The sequence below is a fragment of the Clostridium fessum genome (genome assembly GCF_027698965.1).
In the GTDB taxonomy this organism is placed as follows: Bacteria; Bacillota; Clostridia; order Lachnospirales; family Lachnospiraceae; genus Otoolea; species Otoolea fessa.
This window is the reverse complement of sequence record NZ_JAQEQF010000003.1, coordinates 64,173-79,330: the sequence shown is the minus strand read 5'-3', so window position 1 is coordinate 79,330 and position 15,158 is coordinate 64,173. Positions and strand designations below refer to the sequence as shown.

Annotated in this window: 14 protein-coding genes; 2 read left to right on the top strand and 12 right to left on the bottom strand. The window is 49.4% G+C overall.

The window, feature by feature from the left end:
- The first annotated feature begins 33 nt into the window (after window positions 1-33).
- Window positions 34-519 (top strand): hypothetical protein, encoded by a 486-nt coding sequence (locus tag PG862_RS04950; RefSeq protein WP_270706716.1) that lies wholly within the window; start codon window positions 34-36, stop codon window positions 517-519.
- Window positions 520-559: 40 nt separating this feature from the next.
- Here PG862_RS04950 and PG862_RS04945 read toward each other — a convergent pair whose 3' ends face one another.
- From PG862_RS04945 to PG862_RS04895, 11 genes are all read right to left on the bottom strand, one after another.
- Window positions 560-973 (bottom strand): sodium:solute symporter family transporter, encoded by a 414-nt coding sequence (locus PG862_RS04945; protein ID WP_227589629.1) that lies wholly within the window; start codon window positions 971-973, stop codon window positions 560-562.
- The gene (locus PG862_RS04940; protein WP_270706713.1) at window positions 973-2,298 is read right to left on the bottom strand and encodes a nickel-dependent lactate racemase family protein; all 1,326 of its coding nucleotides are present in this window, start codon (window positions 2,296-2,298) and stop codon (window positions 973-975) included. The genes PG862_RS04945 and PG862_RS04940 overlap by 1 nt, the downstream gene beginning before the upstream one ends.
- Before the next feature lie 135 nt (window positions 2,299-2,433).
- The gene (xerA, locus tag PG862_RS04935) at window positions 2,434-3,327 is read right to left on the bottom strand and encodes a site-specific tyrosine recombinase/integron integrase (protein ID WP_333549083.1); all 894 of its coding nucleotides are present in this window, start codon (window positions 3,325-3,327) and stop codon (window positions 2,434-2,436) included.
- Between the two features lie 316 nt (window positions 3,328-3,643).
- Entirely contained in the window at window positions 3,644-4,252 is a 609-nt protein-coding gene (locus PG862_RS04930; RefSeq protein ID WP_270706711.1) for a hypothetical protein, read from the bottom strand.
- Window positions 4,253-4,417: 165 nt separating this feature from the next.
- Window positions 4,418-4,990: an NUDIX hydrolase gene (locus tag PG862_RS04925; RefSeq protein ID WP_022359672.1), complete on the bottom strand. Its 573-nt coding sequence runs from the start codon at window positions 4,988-4,990 to the stop codon at window positions 4,418-4,420.
- Between the two features lie 55 nt (window positions 4,991-5,045).
- On the bottom strand, window positions 5,046-5,843 hold the full coding sequence (proC, locus tag PG862_RS04920; RefSeq protein WP_022359673.1) for a pyrroline-5-carboxylate reductase: 798 nt from the start codon (window positions 5,841-5,843) through the stop codon (window positions 5,046-5,048).
- A gap of 597 nt (window positions 5,844-6,440) precedes the next feature.
- Window positions 6,441-7,988: a ribonuclease Y gene (rny, locus tag PG862_RS04915; RefSeq protein ID WP_107000340.1), complete on the bottom strand. Its 1,548-nt coding sequence runs from the start codon at window positions 7,986-7,988 to the stop codon at window positions 6,441-6,443.
- Between the two features lie 220 nt (window positions 7,989-8,208).
- On the bottom strand, window positions 8,209-8,817 hold the full coding sequence (locus PG862_RS04910) for a regulatory protein RecX (protein WP_118523676.1): 609 nt from the start codon (window positions 8,815-8,817) through the stop codon (window positions 8,209-8,211).
- Between the two features lie 95 nt (window positions 8,818-8,912).
- The gene (gene recA / locus PG862_RS04905) at window positions 8,913-9,989 is read right to left on the bottom strand and encodes a recombinase RecA (protein ID WP_022359677.1); all 1,077 of its coding nucleotides are present in this window, start codon (window positions 9,987-9,989) and stop codon (window positions 8,913-8,915) included.
- Between the two features lie 362 nt (window positions 9,990-10,351).
- Entirely contained in the window at window positions 10,352-11,242 is an 891-nt protein-coding gene (locus PG862_RS04900; RefSeq protein ID WP_270706709.1) for a S8 family peptidase, read from the bottom strand.
- A gap of 71 nt (window positions 11,243-11,313) precedes the next feature.
- Window positions 11,314-12,264 carry a polysaccharide deacetylase family protein gene (locus tag PG862_RS04895; RefSeq protein ID WP_118523677.1) on the bottom strand — a complete coding sequence of 317 codons (951 nt, stop codon included), beginning with the start codon at window positions 12,262-12,264 and terminating at the stop codon, window positions 11,314-11,316.
- A 448-nt stretch (window positions 12,265-12,712) separates the two neighbouring features.
- Here PG862_RS04895 and PG862_RS04890 point away from each other — a divergent pair, with 448 nt between their 5' ends.
- Window positions 12,713-14,119 carry an amidophosphoribosyltransferase gene (locus PG862_RS04890; RefSeq protein WP_117796354.1) on the top strand — a complete coding sequence of 469 codons (1,407 nt, stop codon included), beginning with the start codon at window positions 12,713-12,715 and terminating at the stop codon, window positions 14,117-14,119.
- Window positions 14,120-14,409: 290 nt separating this feature from the next.
- On the opposite strand, the gene PG862_RS04885 is transcribed toward PG862_RS04890, so the two are convergent.
- A complete protein-coding gene (locus PG862_RS04885; protein ID WP_022359681.1) occupies window positions 14,410-14,733 on the bottom strand; it encodes a DUF3870 domain-containing protein in 324 nt (107 codons plus the stop codon).
- Window positions 14,734-15,158: the final 425 nt, after the last annotated feature.

The following is a 15,158-nucleotide window of genomic DNA, read 5'->3' as shown; positions in this document are numbered from 1 at the left end:
GAACAAAAAGACAGACTAAAAGGAGATCTCAGGATGAAATCAAAATTATTCCTCTGCGCGGCTCTGGCTGCGGCTCTCTACGTGACGCCGTCTTATGCAGCTGATTATTCCGCACAGGTTGTGAGTTTTTCTCAGGAGGACCCGGACAACCTCTCCATCGAGCTGACCGGCTCCAAAGTAATTACCGACGATTTTTCATTCAAACTTCCATCCCAGGTATTTTCGAGACTCATCATGGTTTCGAACGGGGATTCCTACGAGGTATATGAAAAAACAGCCTATGAAGCCAACGGAGGCGGACTTCTCTTCCGCATTCTCGCATTTGAGGACACGCACTACCGTGATTTAAACGGCTGCACCATCTTAGGCTTCTGCGGCAACAAGCTCTTCATTCTGGATCTGCACTACGACGAGCAGTATGCCAGCGACAGCGAAGAATATGCAAAATGCAACGAAATCGTGACCTCGCTCAAAAAGAGCTTCATTTCCTATATCAAAGACACCGGGACGGTTGAGTAGCATCGAATCGAATATAAATATGCAAAAAGAACGTCAAATTCTAAGTTTTTCGCTTGGATTTGACGTTCTTTTTTACTTTAAACTCTTCTATTTTGGGCTCTTCTATTTTCGTCTTTGTGCCATAGAGGTCCCTTACAAGACCGCTGATGGTCGTGTACTGGCTTCTACGCAGGTAACGGACTGCCAGCATAGAAGAAACAACCGCGCCGATCGCCCATGCTGTATCATACCAGCCTGCCGACAGCCCCACGGTAAAAGCGTTCTCCGCGATACCGATCGTCGAAGCGCCGCCGATCGCCAGACCCGCGATACTGGCTGCCACGACAAACGCATTATTTTTTCCTTTATATAAAAGGAAGTTCTCTGAATCCTTTTTCTGGCTGTAAGACACATAGATACTGATGCCAAACAGCAGAAGCACATATAAAATAACAATTAGCAGCGGAATATTCATTACTTCGCGCCTCCATTTTCCTCTGCCTCGCGGCAAATACGCTCGTAGGCTTCCTTTGTCTGCGGGAGCACGCTTCCGCCGTACGGAATTACATATACATCTTTTCCGTTAAAGTCTACCTCTGCCAGCAGATCCTTCATATCTTTAAACGATCTTACGCCCATATCCCGAACCAGCTCCGGCTCCATGGAAGACAGAAGCAGCGTCTTCGAACGACGAATGGACTCGCAGGCTGCGTAGAAAATATAGCCACCGATGGTGAAAGACGCACGCAGTGCCTCATCCAGGCATCCCTTAGAGAGAGGCTTAATCCAGTCGAAGAAATCCTTGGAACCGCTTCCCTCCGGGCATTCCGCCAGCATAATGAGTGTACCGCCCTCTTTGACCGCTCTCGATGCGTTAAACAGCGTCTTGGTGGACTGATAAAAATTCAGATCCTTCGGGAAACCGCCGCAGCTTGCAATTACGACATCTGCCTGATAGTCAATCGGTAGTCCGTATCCCTTCTGTACATAACTGCAGCTTGCCTGCCATGCCTTGTCAAACTCACCACAGAATAAACCGCTGTGGCGGGAAGACGTATCTACCACGATATTGATACCGAACGTAACATGCACCATGGCACCTGCCTCGCGCATATCCAGATTGATCGGGTTGTTCTCCACCAAACCGCTGCCGACACGCACATCCGTCATCGGTTTCTCCGGATCCAACGCACGCTCATGGTTCATGCGGATCGTCTCACGGGAAGCAATACCTGGAACGATGCTCTTTCTTCCGCCGCCGTAGCCTGCCATCAGATGGTGCACCGTACCGCCGATGCAGATGACCTTTCTGCCGACTGCCAGCGGATTGACCGATACACGCGTTCCGAAGGACGTCGTACCGATATATACCAGATCCGGCGCATCGCAGTCATGGTCAGTCACGCTCGCTACATGGTCATAGACAAACTCGCTTGCAAGTTTTCTGCGATCCTCCGCCGTATTCTTGCGGTGTGTTCCCAGTGCAACCACAACCGCAATCTGGTCATATTCCACGCCCATCTCATCGTGCAGATATTTTACCAGAAGCTCGCAAATCACGTCCTGACGCATCCAGAAACGCGTCATATCACTGATCACGATCGTAACCGGATCGGTCGGTGCAATCAACTCCTTTAACGGCTTCGTGCCAATCACACCATCCGTCACACAATACAAAAATTCTGCTTTTATATCTTCAATGACCCGCATCTTATTTTCATACAGGTATTTTACACTCTTCGCTCCGTCAACCTCAAAATCGACCGCCGACGTTCCGTACTTTAAATGTACTTGCTCCATTGTCTTTCTCCTTCACATTTCCTCATCTGCGTTAAACGTTTGCACTTTAAACCACTAAAGTGTATAATAAAGCACCTGTTTTGTCAAGTCTTTCACAAAACAGGTGCTTTATTTTTATAATTTATATGATATTTTTCAATCTTCCCGGTACGCCGCATACATCTGCGTCGTCGCCATATCCGAATGTCCAAGAATCGTCTGAACCGCCCGCATGTCTGCACCTCTCGCAATCAGGTGTGCCGCAAAGGAATGGCGCAGCGTGTGCGGCGTGATATCTTCCTCAATCCCGGCTTTCTCGCCGTAATATTTGATAATCTTCCAGAATCCCTGCCGGCTCATCGCGCCGCCCGTACAGTTGACAAAGAAATAGTCCGATCCCTTTCCACGCAGCAGCTCGTTTCTCGCATGTTCCAAATACTCCTCCAGCGCTGCTTTCGCCGAACGTCCAAATGGGATCGTCCGCTCCCTCTCCCCGTCGCGACAGACCAGAAATCCAATGTTCATATTGATATCTTCCATCTGGATCCCTATAAGCTCTGACACCCGGATTCCGGTCGCATATAAAAGAGCCAGCATCGCCTTGTCCCGAATCTCCTTCGGTGTCTGCCCGGATGGCTGTGCCAGAAGCGCTGATACCTGATCGACACTCAGGACCACCGGCGCCTTTTTCTCCACTTTCGGCGCATGCAGACTTTCCGCCGGGTTCCGCCGGATGCATGCCTGCATACATTCATAATTAAAAAACGCTTTCATCGCCGCCATCATCCGCGAAATGGTGGTAGCCGCCTTTCCCTGCTCTTCCATATGAAGAATATATCCATGCAGGCTGGTCTTTGTCACCTTCGCCGCCTCCCGGATCTCTTTCTCCTCCAGATAAGTAATCATCTGCATCAGATCTCTCCGATATGACTGTACGGTATTTTCCGATGCCTGTTTTACCTCCCGCAGGTACTGTTCAAATCTGTCTACTTCCCCTCTCATACTTCCCCAATCTATTCTCGTAACCATTTCCGCCATTCTTTTATTCACGGCATTTTCTGCCAAAGCCCCAGCCTACAGGGCAAATATCGTTCCGCGGCAATCCTATCGATTCCTCCATCTGAACCATCCATTCTCCTGAGGTTTTCTCACCCTATCTGCAACTTACCTTCTTCTCCACAAACAGGGCTTTTATCGTCCGCAGGTATCATTATATCTACATTTTCCCATAAAATCAAACATAATTTTCCCCACTTTTCCTACATTTTTCGACTGATTTACATAAAAATACAACATATGGTGCGTCCACTTTTTTTACCCCCATATGTTGTAAATTTTGAATTATATTTTTATTCGGACAGCCCCATTAAAATGGGCAGTGTGAGACCAGTAATGATACAAAACCAGGATTCAGCCACACTTCCAGCGCAGTTCCCATCCCCAGCACCAATAAAAGGATTAAAAATCCAGCCGTCCGTATCCGCCTCTCCTTTGCAAGCGCCCAGGAAAGAAGCAGCCAGAACACAGGAATATAAAACACCACCTGTGGAAATAACGTCGCCACAAATACAGGCAGTCCCCAAAAACCGCCCCAACCAGTAAATCCTGCCAGCAGCCATGCCTGCTCCAGACCTAAGACGAGACAAGCACCCCACGCAGCCAGGCATGCGACCGGCGTCATACCTGCCAGCCACAGCATCAGCGCCATCCCTGACCGCTGCAGCCAGACCTGAAAAAACAAAGTTCCCCGGCTGGCTGCCTTCATTCCGGCGTTTAGATGCCACCCGGCACCCGATGGATCTCCAATTTCTTGTCCAAGCCTCGCTGCCAGCACACTTTCCAGCCCGGCATGTCCGCTCCCGGACGAAATTTGAAAACAAACGGCTGCTATCGTCCCCAATACAATCCCAAGGATCAAAAAAAACACTGATACATCCCAGGTACTTAAAGCCGGAAGCCGGAATCTCCTTTTCACATGCAATCCCTGCCTATTCCTTTGTTACCTTATCTGTATTCAGTGTTTTTTATAATATGCCTTTATATCTGCCTCTATATGCTGTTAGCTTCATGCGTCTTTCAGCGTTTAATCCATATATTTATTTCATCACAGATGCTTACAGTGCTTCGCTGATCCTTATTTTTACTTCTGTCCTGCTTTGCAGGCATACGCCAGAATCGCGGACACAGTCTTTCCATCCGTCAGTTCTCCTGCGTAGATCCGTTTCAAAAGGTCGGAAAGTTCCCACGCCTCTACCTCAATCTCCTCATCCGGGTCAAGATGCTGATGGGTTTTCTTGAGATCGCGTGCCAGAAAAATATCCAGCGCCTCATCACAGAACGCGATCGTTGTGTTGACGCTCATCAGATATTCCAGATGGTCACAACGGTAGCCCGTCTCCTCCTCCAGCTCGCGGTACGCGCAGTCAATCTTCGCCTCATCCGGCGAATCCAGCTTACCAGCCGGAATCTCCAGTGTATAGCGGTCCAGCGCATTGCGGTACTGACGCACCATGAGAATCTTTCCATCCTCCGTAACCGGAAGCACCGCTGCCGCGCCGTCATGATGGATAAAATCCCATTTTGCCTGATGTCCGTTTACCTCGACGGTATCTTCGTACATTTTCAAGATGGTTCCCTGATATTTTAACTCTCGTTTCAGGCGTTTGACCGGCACGGACTCCAGCGATGCCTGCTTTTCTACTTTCTGTTCCATATTTTCTCACCCTTATATCCAGGTTCCTTCTGGGTTCTTTTTCAACATTTTTTCACTATTTCAGGTCGATGCACTTCTCATAGCATGCGTCACATGCCTTGATAACCGCATTCCGCAAACCATACTCCTCCAGGACGCTGACCGCATAGATCGTCGTGCCGCCCGGCGAGCAGACATCATCTTTGAGTGCGCCCGGATGCTTGCCGGTCTCGAGTACCATCTTCGCACTGCCGACAACGCCCTGCGCCGCCATCCGGTAAGCCACATCTCGCGGCATGCCGTACTTAACGCCCGCATCTGCCAGCGCCTCGATGAACATATAGATGTATGCCGGTGCACTGGAACTGATACATACAACCGCATTCATCATATATTCCGGAACGATCTCCATCATACCAAAAGATTCAAAGAAATTGCTGATCATCTGCTTTTCTGTCTCTTCAAACAGCTTCTTGTCGTAGCAGACACCTGTCATACCCTCGCCGATCAGCGCCGGCGTGTTCGGCATCGCACGCACGATACGGCGGTCACCGCCCAGCTTCTCGTTGACACTGTCAATCGTGATACCCGGTGCAATCGAAATAATAATATTTTCTTTCGTTACATGGTCCTTGATATCTGCCAGTACATTGTCATAAAACTGCGGCTTTATAGCTAATACGATATATTTTGCATTTTCCGCACAATCCTGGTTTGTGTCAACCGCCTTGACACCTGTCTCTTTCTCTATCTGTGCCACTCTCCGGCGGTTCAGATCCGTAAAAGTGATGTCTTCCGTTTTATATTTGTTCAGCAGGCTTCGCATGATCGCATAGCCGATATTTCCCATTCCGATAAAACCAATTTTCGCCATAATCTTTGTCTCCCTCCATCTGCCATCCGGCACTTCCCTGCCGGATGAGCCTCCATTTGTTGTCTGACTGCAGCTGCTCTTTCCAACAGCCACATCTGGCTTTCTATTCAGCATCTTGGTAACGGTTCAATCTTCTTACCATTACGCCACAATAAATGCATGAAGCTGCTAAATAATCACTATTTTTCAACTCTATCATGCTATAATACTCGTCTTTTGGACAGTTTGCAAGCAAAATTTCTCCGCCTGCCTTCACGCTCACGATCCTTTATTTTACCCTGCTCATGCAAATTTTCAGTCTGTCCGAAAAACAGAGTTTCCGTTTTCCGCTTCATGAAAAAAACCTGTATTTTTCTGTTTTTCTTTCTCTCTCAAAAAAGATGTAAAGAATGTGCCTTGGCACATTCGGGCGTCTCGCGCGGTCGCTTGCGACATGTTTCTTCTTCGCGCGAGTGCGCATCCTCGCGGAGCGTTTTTTTGTTTCATAGGACGCAATTTCCCATGAAACAAAAAAGTCTTATGAATGTAATGTATCTTCATCCATAAGACTTTTATTTTCATGCTCAAGTTTACTCCATGCAGCCCTGCTGCCGGGTTTTATTTGGCGTACTCGGTAACTCTCGATTCACGGATTACATTGACCTTGATCTGTCCCGGATACTGTAACTCTTCCTGAATCCGCTTTGAAATCTCTCTCGCCATCAGAACCATATCATCGTCGCTGACCTGTTCCGGTACAACCATGATACGCACCTCACGACCTGCCTGAATTGCGTAGGATTTATCAACACCCTTATAGGAGTTCGTGATATCCTCCAGCTGTTTCAGACGGTTGGTATATGTTTCCAGAGTCTCTCGTCTCGCACCTGGACGTGCCGCTGAAATCGTATCAGCTGCCTGTACCAGACATGCAATCAAGCTCTGTGGCTCTACATCGCCGTGATGGGCTTCCACTGCATTGATAACGGTTGCGGACTCTTTGTACTTCTTACAAAGCGCCACACCCAGTTCTACGTGGGTTCCCTCCTGCTCGTGATCGACTGCCTTTCCAATATCATGTAATAAACCTGCACGTTTGGCGGTCCGTACATCGACGCCCACCTCAGCCGCCAGAAGTCCGGCTAACTGTGCAACCTCAATCGAATGCTTCAATGCATTCTGACCGTAACTTGTCCGGAATTTCATCTTACCAAGCAGCTTGACAAGTTCCGGATGGATACCATGAATGCCAACTTCCAGAAGAGCCGCTTCGCCCTCCTCGCGCATCATGTTTTCCACTTCTTTCTGTGCCTTCTCTACCATCTCTTCGATTCTGGCTGGATGAATCCGTCCATCCACAATCAGACGTTCCAGTGCAATACGCGCTACCTCTCTCCGGATTGGATCGAAGCCAGACAGGACAACTGCCTCCGGCGTATCGTCGATGATCAGTTCCACGCCCGTCAGAGTCTCCAGTGTACGAATATTTCTTCCCTCACGTCCGATAATTCGTCCCTTCATCTCATCATTCGGAAGCTGTACGACTGATACGGTTGTCTCAGCCACATGATCCGCAGCACAGCGCTGAATCGCTGTCACCACATAATCCTTGGCTTTCTTCTCTGCTTCCTCTTTCGCTTTCGCCTCGAGATCTTTGATCAGCTTCGCCGTATCATGCTTTACATCTTCTTCCACGGAACGCAGCAGATATTCCTTTGCCTGTTCAGAGGTTAAACCGGAGATCTTCTCCAGTTCCAGCATACCTTTCTCATAGAGAGCCTCTGCCTCCGCAGTCTTTCTCTTAAGTGCCTCCTCCTTGACATTCATACCCGCTTCACGCTTTTCCATCGCTTCTGCTTTTTTGTCCAGGTTTTCTTCTTTGCTCAGTACACGTCTTTCATAGCGCTGAAGCTCAGCTCTTCTTTCCTTTGTTTCTTTCTCAAGCTCATTCTTTGTCTTTAACGACTCTTCCTTCGCTTCAAGGAGAGCTTCTCGCTTCTTTGTCTCAGCAATTTTCAATGCTTCATCTATTATTTCCCTGGATCGTTCTTCTGCGCTTCCAATCTTCGCCTCATATGTCTTCTGGCGATGCTGGTTCGCAACGACCCAAGTAATAGCTGCTACAATAACACCTGTAACGATAACCGCAATTATTACTTGTGACACAGGAGCACCTCCTTATTTAGTTTTCATTGTACGAAAATACAATACTATAATTTTAAACGGTTTTATACAGTATGTCAAGCAGAATAAGCGCTTCCTAACCAGCTTCCTGGGACACCTTCAGACAGCGTTCTGTTCTGTTTTATAATACATTTGCACGTTCACAATCATGAAACAGAATCCATTCAAAATTATCTTTGGTAAATGACTCTGCGCCTGAAAGTCAACCAAGTGCATCCTCCTGCTCCTTCATCTCTCTCCGGATATCTTCCCATGAAAATCCCCGCCTCATCAGATAGGCAATGATCTTTTTTTCCTCCTCCGGCGCTGTCTCTCCCGCCCTGTAATGCTTCTTCTCAAGCAAGACGCGGATTGCCTCGCCCGAATCATGTTCTGTCTCTTCCAGCTGCTCCCGGATGATCTCGCGCGATATGCCTTTTCGCTGCAGGTAAAGCTTCAATTCCGCCTGGCTTTTCCGCTTTCCATGAACCTGCAGGTAATTCGCCGCATATCTGGCATCGTCCACAAAATGATATTCCTGCAAAAATCCAATCGTCTCCTTCACGATCGAATCCGGATACCCGTCCTGAAAAAGGCGGCGGCACATTTCTCCTTCCGTCCGGTCCTGCACCTTCAAAAGATTCAGCGCCCGCTCATGTGCCCGGCGGCTTAAAAGATCCAAAAGCTCCCTCTCCGTTCTTTCTTCCAAAACCGCGCCTTCACAGACACCGTATTTTTCTAATTCCCCATTATATAAAAGAAAGGCAAAGTCCTCATCCGTGAAAACTTTGCACTTTCTCTTATCCAGGGATTCTACGCGTTCAATCCGCATATACAGCCCCTTTTCATAGCTACAGTTCACACGCTGCCAGCTGTAACTTTTCCTGTTACTGTTCACACATATGCGCCCTGTAACAGGATTTTACTCTATTTTTCGTCCTCTGCGTCCACTCCTACCGGCGGAAGCTCCGTCGGTGCTTCCTTGGACGCCTCCGGCATCATCGTGTCTTCGGAAAGTCCGTATTTGACCCGTACCTTGTTCTCAATCTCAAGGCAGATTTCCGGATTTGCTGCCAGGAAATTCTTCGCGTTCTCGCGTCCCTGACCGATCTTGCTGCCCTCATAAGCATACCAGGCGCCGCTCTTCTCCACGATGTTCTCCTTCGCCGCCAGATCCAGGATATCGCCCTCACGGGAAATACCTTTTCCGAACATGATATCAAACTCTGCCTCACGGAATGGCGGAGCAATCTTGTTCTTCACAACCTTGATGCGGACACGGTTTCCAATCACTTCGCCGCCCTGCTTCAGAGACTCAATCCGGCGGACATCCATGCGGACAGAAGAATAGAACTTGAGTGCCCGTCCACCGGTCGTAACCTCCGGGTTTCCGAACATGATACCAACCTTCTCACGCAGCTGGTTGATAAAAATAACGATACAATTTGAACGGCTGATTGCTGCGGTCAGCTTTCTGAGTGCCTGCGACATCAGACGTGCCTGCAGACCTACGTGGGAATCACCCATCTCGCCGTCAATCTCTGCCTTCGGAACCAGTGCGGCAACCGAGTCCACAATCACGATATCGATCGCACCGGAGCGCACCATCGTCTCGGTAATCTCAAGCGCCTGCTCGCCGTTGTCCGGCTGGGAGATATACAGATTATCGATATCAACACCGATCTTCTTCGCATATGCCGGATCGAGTGCGTGCTCTGCATCGATAAATCCAGCGATACCGCCTCTCTTCTGTACTTCTGCCACCATATGCAGGGCAACCGTCGTCTTACCACTGGACTCAGGTCCGTATACCTCGATGATTCGTCCCTTCGGAACACCGCCCAGTCCCAGTGCAATATCCAGGCTCAGGGAGCCGGTCGGAATCGTCTCTATATTCATATTCGCACCAGAATCACCCAGCTTCATCACTGAGCCTTTTCCGTATGCTTTCTCAATCTGTGTCAACGCAGCATCCAATGCTTTCAGCTTGTCTTCTTTATTCATCTTTCCCTCCAAAACGCCGCTCCGCGGCCAATCACGAACAAACGTTCTAAACTTAGTTCTATCATAGCGGATCCGGCTGTAAATGTCAACTGTTTTCTTTTGGTTTTCCCCCGGACGCACTGCAGGATGCTGCCGGATCTATAACCTGATTCTGCGATTCAAAGTATCTACAATTATATCATTTTCCGGCTGGTTCTGTCTATTATTTTGCCGAGAAAAGCTGCTACCCGAACTGTGTCGTACGGAATTTTCAGTTCGGAAAATTCCGTACGACACAGTTACGCTGCCACCATTACTGTTCACACAAAACCTTCCGTTGCAAAAATGCCTGCCTGTACACGCCATCTGGCACCGCCCCGCTTCTACTCTAACAGCCGCCCGATATCCAGCGCCCCCCAGCCCTGCTGGTTGCGCGGCAGCCCCAGATCCACTGCCCGCTCTTTAAAGCGAAGCTTCACATCCCGGTTCGTCATGTCCGGGTTCTGCTCCAGCAGAAGCGCCGCCGCCCCCGCGACAAGCGGCGTAGACATGGACGTCCCGCTTTTAAAACGGTACCCGTTCCGCCGCAGGTTACAGCTCACAATCCGTGATCCAGGCGCCACAATGTCCGGCTTGCAGATGCAGGCGTCCGTCGGACCCCGCCCCGAATAGTCCACCATCCGGCTGCCTGCCACCTCTACCTCCCGGTCATCATCCGAACATCCCACCGTGATGACCTTCCGGCTGATCCCCGGCGTTGTGATCGTGTGCGCGGCTGGACCATTATTTCCCGCTGCCACCACGACCACATACCCGGCATCCCACGCCGCATCGACACCGCGCACCAGCGCCGAATCCTCACTCATTCCCTTCGGTGTAAAGGAACCAACCGATATATTGATAATCCGGATCCCGTACTGGCTGCCATTCTGGCGCACCCAGCGAAGCCCTGCCAGCACATCCGATACATACCCATTTCCCCTCTGATCCAGCACTTTCAGGCAGACCAGCTGCGCCCCCGGCGCCACACCCTGATAGCGTCCCGCCGACGCCGTGCCGCTGCCGGCAATCATCCCTGCCACATGCGTTCCATGCCCATTGTCATCATACGGCTGCTGTTTTTTCTTAAGGAAATCCCGAAATCCGTAAACGCAATTTTCCAAATCCGGATGCAGAAATACCCCTGTGTCCAGGATCGCCACTCCGACGCCTTTTCCTGTCAGTCCTCGTCTGTACGCCTCATTACAATGAATCCATTCTCTCGCCCGGTTCACAGGAAAAAGCCCCCATATTCTTCCCTTACTGTTAGAATATGGGGGCTTTCGCCGTATGTGAATGCAGCCTCTTATTTGTGGAAGCTGTAATAGACGGTTCCGCCTGCCAGTCCACCGCGGAACTGCGCCAGCTCACTGACCGTCACCAGCTGATAGCCACGCTCCACAAGCGCCGGAATGATCGTGACTGCCGCATCACCGGAAGCATTGTAAAGCTCATGCATCAGAACCACCGAGCCATCTTTTACCTGGTTTAACACGGTCTGCACCGATGAAGCCGCATTGCGCGTCTTCCAGTCCAGCGTATCCACATCCCAGAGTACGATCGGCTGGCTGATATTGGCAAGCACAGTGCTGTTTTTTCCACCGCCCGGAAGACGGACTGTTTTCGGTGGCTCGCCTGTGATCGCGGCAACCGCCTGATTGCAGGCCTCCACCTGCTGACGAATCTCCTGTGCGCCTAACTTCTGGAGATACTTGTGATCCTGCGTGTGATTTCCAATCTCATGCCCATTGGCATACATCCGCTGAATCTCACTCTTATAGGAATTCACACGGTTTCCGACCACATAAAAGGTCACACGGCCGCCGTACTGTTCCGCGCAATCCATGATGCGGTTTCCAACCGGGGCATACGGACCATCATCAAAGGTCAGTGCCACCATCGGTGCATTCGGATCGATATAACGACCGCCGCTGGCTACCATTCCATCCGGAACCTGGCTGTCCCCCTGCTCCGTTCCCTGTGTCTCAGAAGCAGTCTGTCCGTTATTTCCTGTCTCCTGGTTCTCTGTTGTCTGCTGTCCTTCCGCTGCGCCAGCATGATTCTCGCTGCCAGCAGCCGTCTGTGCATCCCCCGCCTCATTCTGGGAACCGGACGCCTGCTCCCGCCTCTGAATCAGCTCCATATCCGATGCCGGTCCGGACGGCACATCATCCGCATACGCCGCAAACGACGCCCCTACCGTACAGACCGCCGTAAGTAACAGTGCTGCTGCTCTCATTTTCCATGTTTTTCTCATACCGCTCCAAACCCTCCAAATCGTTTTCTTTTTCTTCTGCCATTCCGATGCAATCCGGAACAGCCGACCATGTGACATACTCACGTACAATGGTTTTATTATATCACATTCTTTCTTTATTAAGAACACTTCGTCCCATTTTACTTCTTACATTTTTCTGACAAGGTTAGTGTTCACGCATACGTGCCCGGTAACGGAATTTGACGTGGTTTCGCATTTAAATACGGCAAATTCCTGCTACCTCCACGTTCTCTTATGACGCTTTCGATCCCAAATGTGCCTGCCTGTAAACAGCTCCAAAGAATATTCATAAGTATTTTTAATAAATATTTCATATTGTGTAATACACCTAATATATGCTATGATAAAAATGATGTCGTTACGCATCACAACGCGTGCAACGTAACACATGGAGTTTATTGACAAAAGAGTTGAAAGGAAGTAACAAATGGGCGGATTTTTTGGTGTCACATCAAAAACAAACTGTACACTGGATCTTTTTTTTGGTACGGACTATCATTCCCATCTGGGAACACGACGCGGTGGTATGGCGGTTTATGGAGAAAACGGTTTCAGCCGTTCTATCCACAATATCGAGAATTCCCCGTTCCGTACAAAATTTGAGCACGATGTCGATGAAATGCAGGGTAACATGGGCATCGGCTGTATCTCAGATATGGAACCGCAGCCTCTGTTAATTCAGTCGCACTTAGGAAGCTATGCCATTACCACAGTCGGCAAGATCAATAATGAAAAAGAGCTGATTCAGGAAGCATTTAAGAACGGGCATATTCATTTCATGGAAATGAGCGGCGGCAAGATCAATGCAACCGAGCTGGTCGGCGCCATCATCAGTCAGGCAGATTCCCTTGTTGAAGGTCTGAAACTGGCACAGGAAAAAATCAAGGGTTCCATGACCATTCTCCTGCTGACCCCGGAGGGCATCTATATCTCCCGTGACCGCCTCGGACGTACCCCGGCGATCATCGGACGCAAAGATGGTGCGTTCTGTGTTTCCTTTGAAAGCTTTGCATACATCAACCTTGGATACACGGACTACAAAGAACTGGGACCGGGCGAGATCGTCCGCATGAACGCCGACGGCGTAGAGGTACTCAGCCCGGCTCGCAAGGAAATGAAAATCTGTTCTTTCTTGTGGGTTTACTACGGTTATCCGACCTCCTGCTACGAAGGAATCAACGTCGAGGAAATGCGGTACCACTGCGGTCGTATGCTTGCCAAACGCGATCAGTCCGACGCCGATCTGGTAGCCGGAATCCCCGATTCCGGTATCGCGCATGCAGTCGGCTACGCCAATGAATCCGGCATTCCATTTGCCCGTCCATTCATTAAATATACCCCAACCTGGCCGCGTTCCTTCATGCCGACCACCCAGAGCCAGAGAAACCTGATCGCACGTATGAAGCTGATCCCGGTAGACGCCCTGATCCGCGACAAGAGTCTGCTCTTAATCGACGATTCCATCGTCCGCGGCACCCAGCTCGGCGAAACAACCGAATTTCTGTATCAGAGCGGTGCCAAAGCAGTACATATCCGTCCGGCTTGTCCGCCGCTGCTGTTTGGATGTAAATATCTGAACTTCTCCCGCTCCAATTCCGAGCTGGACCTCATCACACGCCGCATCATCCGCGACCGTGAGGGCGACAATGTTTCCCCGGAGCTTCTGGATGATTATGCAAACCCAGACAGCCAGAATTATAAGGAAATGGTCGAAGAAATCCGTAAACGCTTAAACTTTACCTCCCTGCAGTTCCACCGCCTCGACGATTTAATCGAGTCGATTGGTCTGGAACCGTGCAAGCTGTGTACGTATTGCTGGAACGGAAAAGAATAATGTTGTAGAATACGTTTCTATGATAACCAAAATGGCAGCCCATCAATTTCTGCTGATGAGCTGCCATCTTTATTCTGTTAATTCTCTGCCAATCGTTTTGTTACTGTACACGCATACGTGCCCAGTAACGGAATTTGCCGTGGCTTCGCATTTAAATACGGCAAATTCCTGCTGCCACCACGTTTTCTTACGGCACTTTCGGTTCCAAAAGTGCCTACCCGTGTACAGTAACATCGTTTTATCAGCACCGTGCCTTTATGGTTTATACAAGCACACCGCCAATACCCACATCACTTCTGCCCTGTCACCATCATATAACGGTTATGTGCGTCCTTCAGACAGGCAATGAGCGGCTTCTGAGTCAGTGCAAAATACCTTTCCCGGATACTCTGCTGCATCTCGTCCAAATCCGTTTTCAAACTCTTTCCAAGCAGCATCGACACAACAAAATTGCGCGTCACCGACAAAATCGTATTGCACTCCAGATCAAGAATCTTTCCCGTCGCCCGTTCTACCACAAAACTCACATAAAACTCGCCGTGCAGGCTGTAAATCGCGTCCTCCTTGCTCGGTTTCGCCTGACCGACCACCAGAATGGTATCATCCTTATACATTATATCGTTTCCCCTTTTCTTCGGAACTGCCCTGATAAAAGCAGTTTCATCTATATACTGGTTTCATGATACCATGTTCTTAGGAAAGGTACAAGCTACGCTTCCTCGGAACCATATAAAATATGTAGGATTAGTTACTGTTCACGCATACGTGCCCAGTAACGGAATTTGCCGTGGCTTCGCATTTAAATACGGCAAATTCCTGCTGCCACCACGTTTTCTTACGGCACTTTCGGTTCCAAAAGTGCCTACCCGTGAACAGTAACTAGGATTACAATACATCATAAAAGGAACCAAACGCTCTCACGAGAAAAGGGATCGAAATCGACCCCTTTTCCCACTCTTCTCAGATTCACAAGCAATTAACAAATGATGTACTTTTTACTGCTTTTTACCACATCTAACCACCCTTAAAACCCTTGAAA

Bases quoted from the DNA above. Each gene is read 5' to 3' on its own strand.
- PG862_RS04910 (WP_118523676.1), bottom strand. From the start codon at position 8,817: ATGCGGATTGAACGCGTAGAATCCCTGGATAAGAGAAAGTGCAAAGTT.
- PG862_RS04925 (WP_022359672.1), bottom strand. From the start codon at position 4,990: ATGGAACAGAAAGTAGAAAAGCAGGCATCGCTGGAGTCCGTGCCGGTC.
- PG862_RS04895 (WP_118523677.1), bottom strand. From the start codon at position 12,264: ATGAGAAAAACATGGAAAATGAGAGCAGCAGCACTGTTACTTACGGCG.
- recA (WP_022359677.1), bottom strand. From the start codon at position 9,989: ATGAATAAAGAAGACAAGCTGAAAGCATTGGATGCTGCGTTGACACAG.
- proC (WP_022359673.1), bottom strand. From the start codon at position 5,843: ATGGCGAAAATTGGTTTTATCGGAATGGGAAATATCGGCTATGCGATC.
- PG862_RS04885 (WP_022359681.1), bottom strand. From the start codon at position 14,733: ATGTATAAGGATGATACCATTCTGGTGGTCGGTCAGGCGAAACCGAGC.
- PG862_RS04945 (WP_227589629.1), bottom strand. From the start codon at position 973: ATGAATATTCCGCTGCTAATTGTTATTTTATATGTGCTTCTGCTGTTT.
- PG862_RS04890 (WP_117796354.1), top strand. From the start codon at position 12,713: ATGGGCGGATTTTTTGGTGTCACATCAAAAACAAACTGTACACTGGAT.
- PG862_RS04950 (WP_270706716.1), top strand. From the start codon at position 34: ATGAAATCAAAATTATTCCTCTGCGCGGCTCTGGCTGCGGCTCTCTAC.
- PG862_RS04940 (WP_270706713.1), bottom strand. From the start codon at position 2,298: ATGGAGCAAGTACATTTAAAGTACGGAACGTCGGCGGTCGATTTTGAG.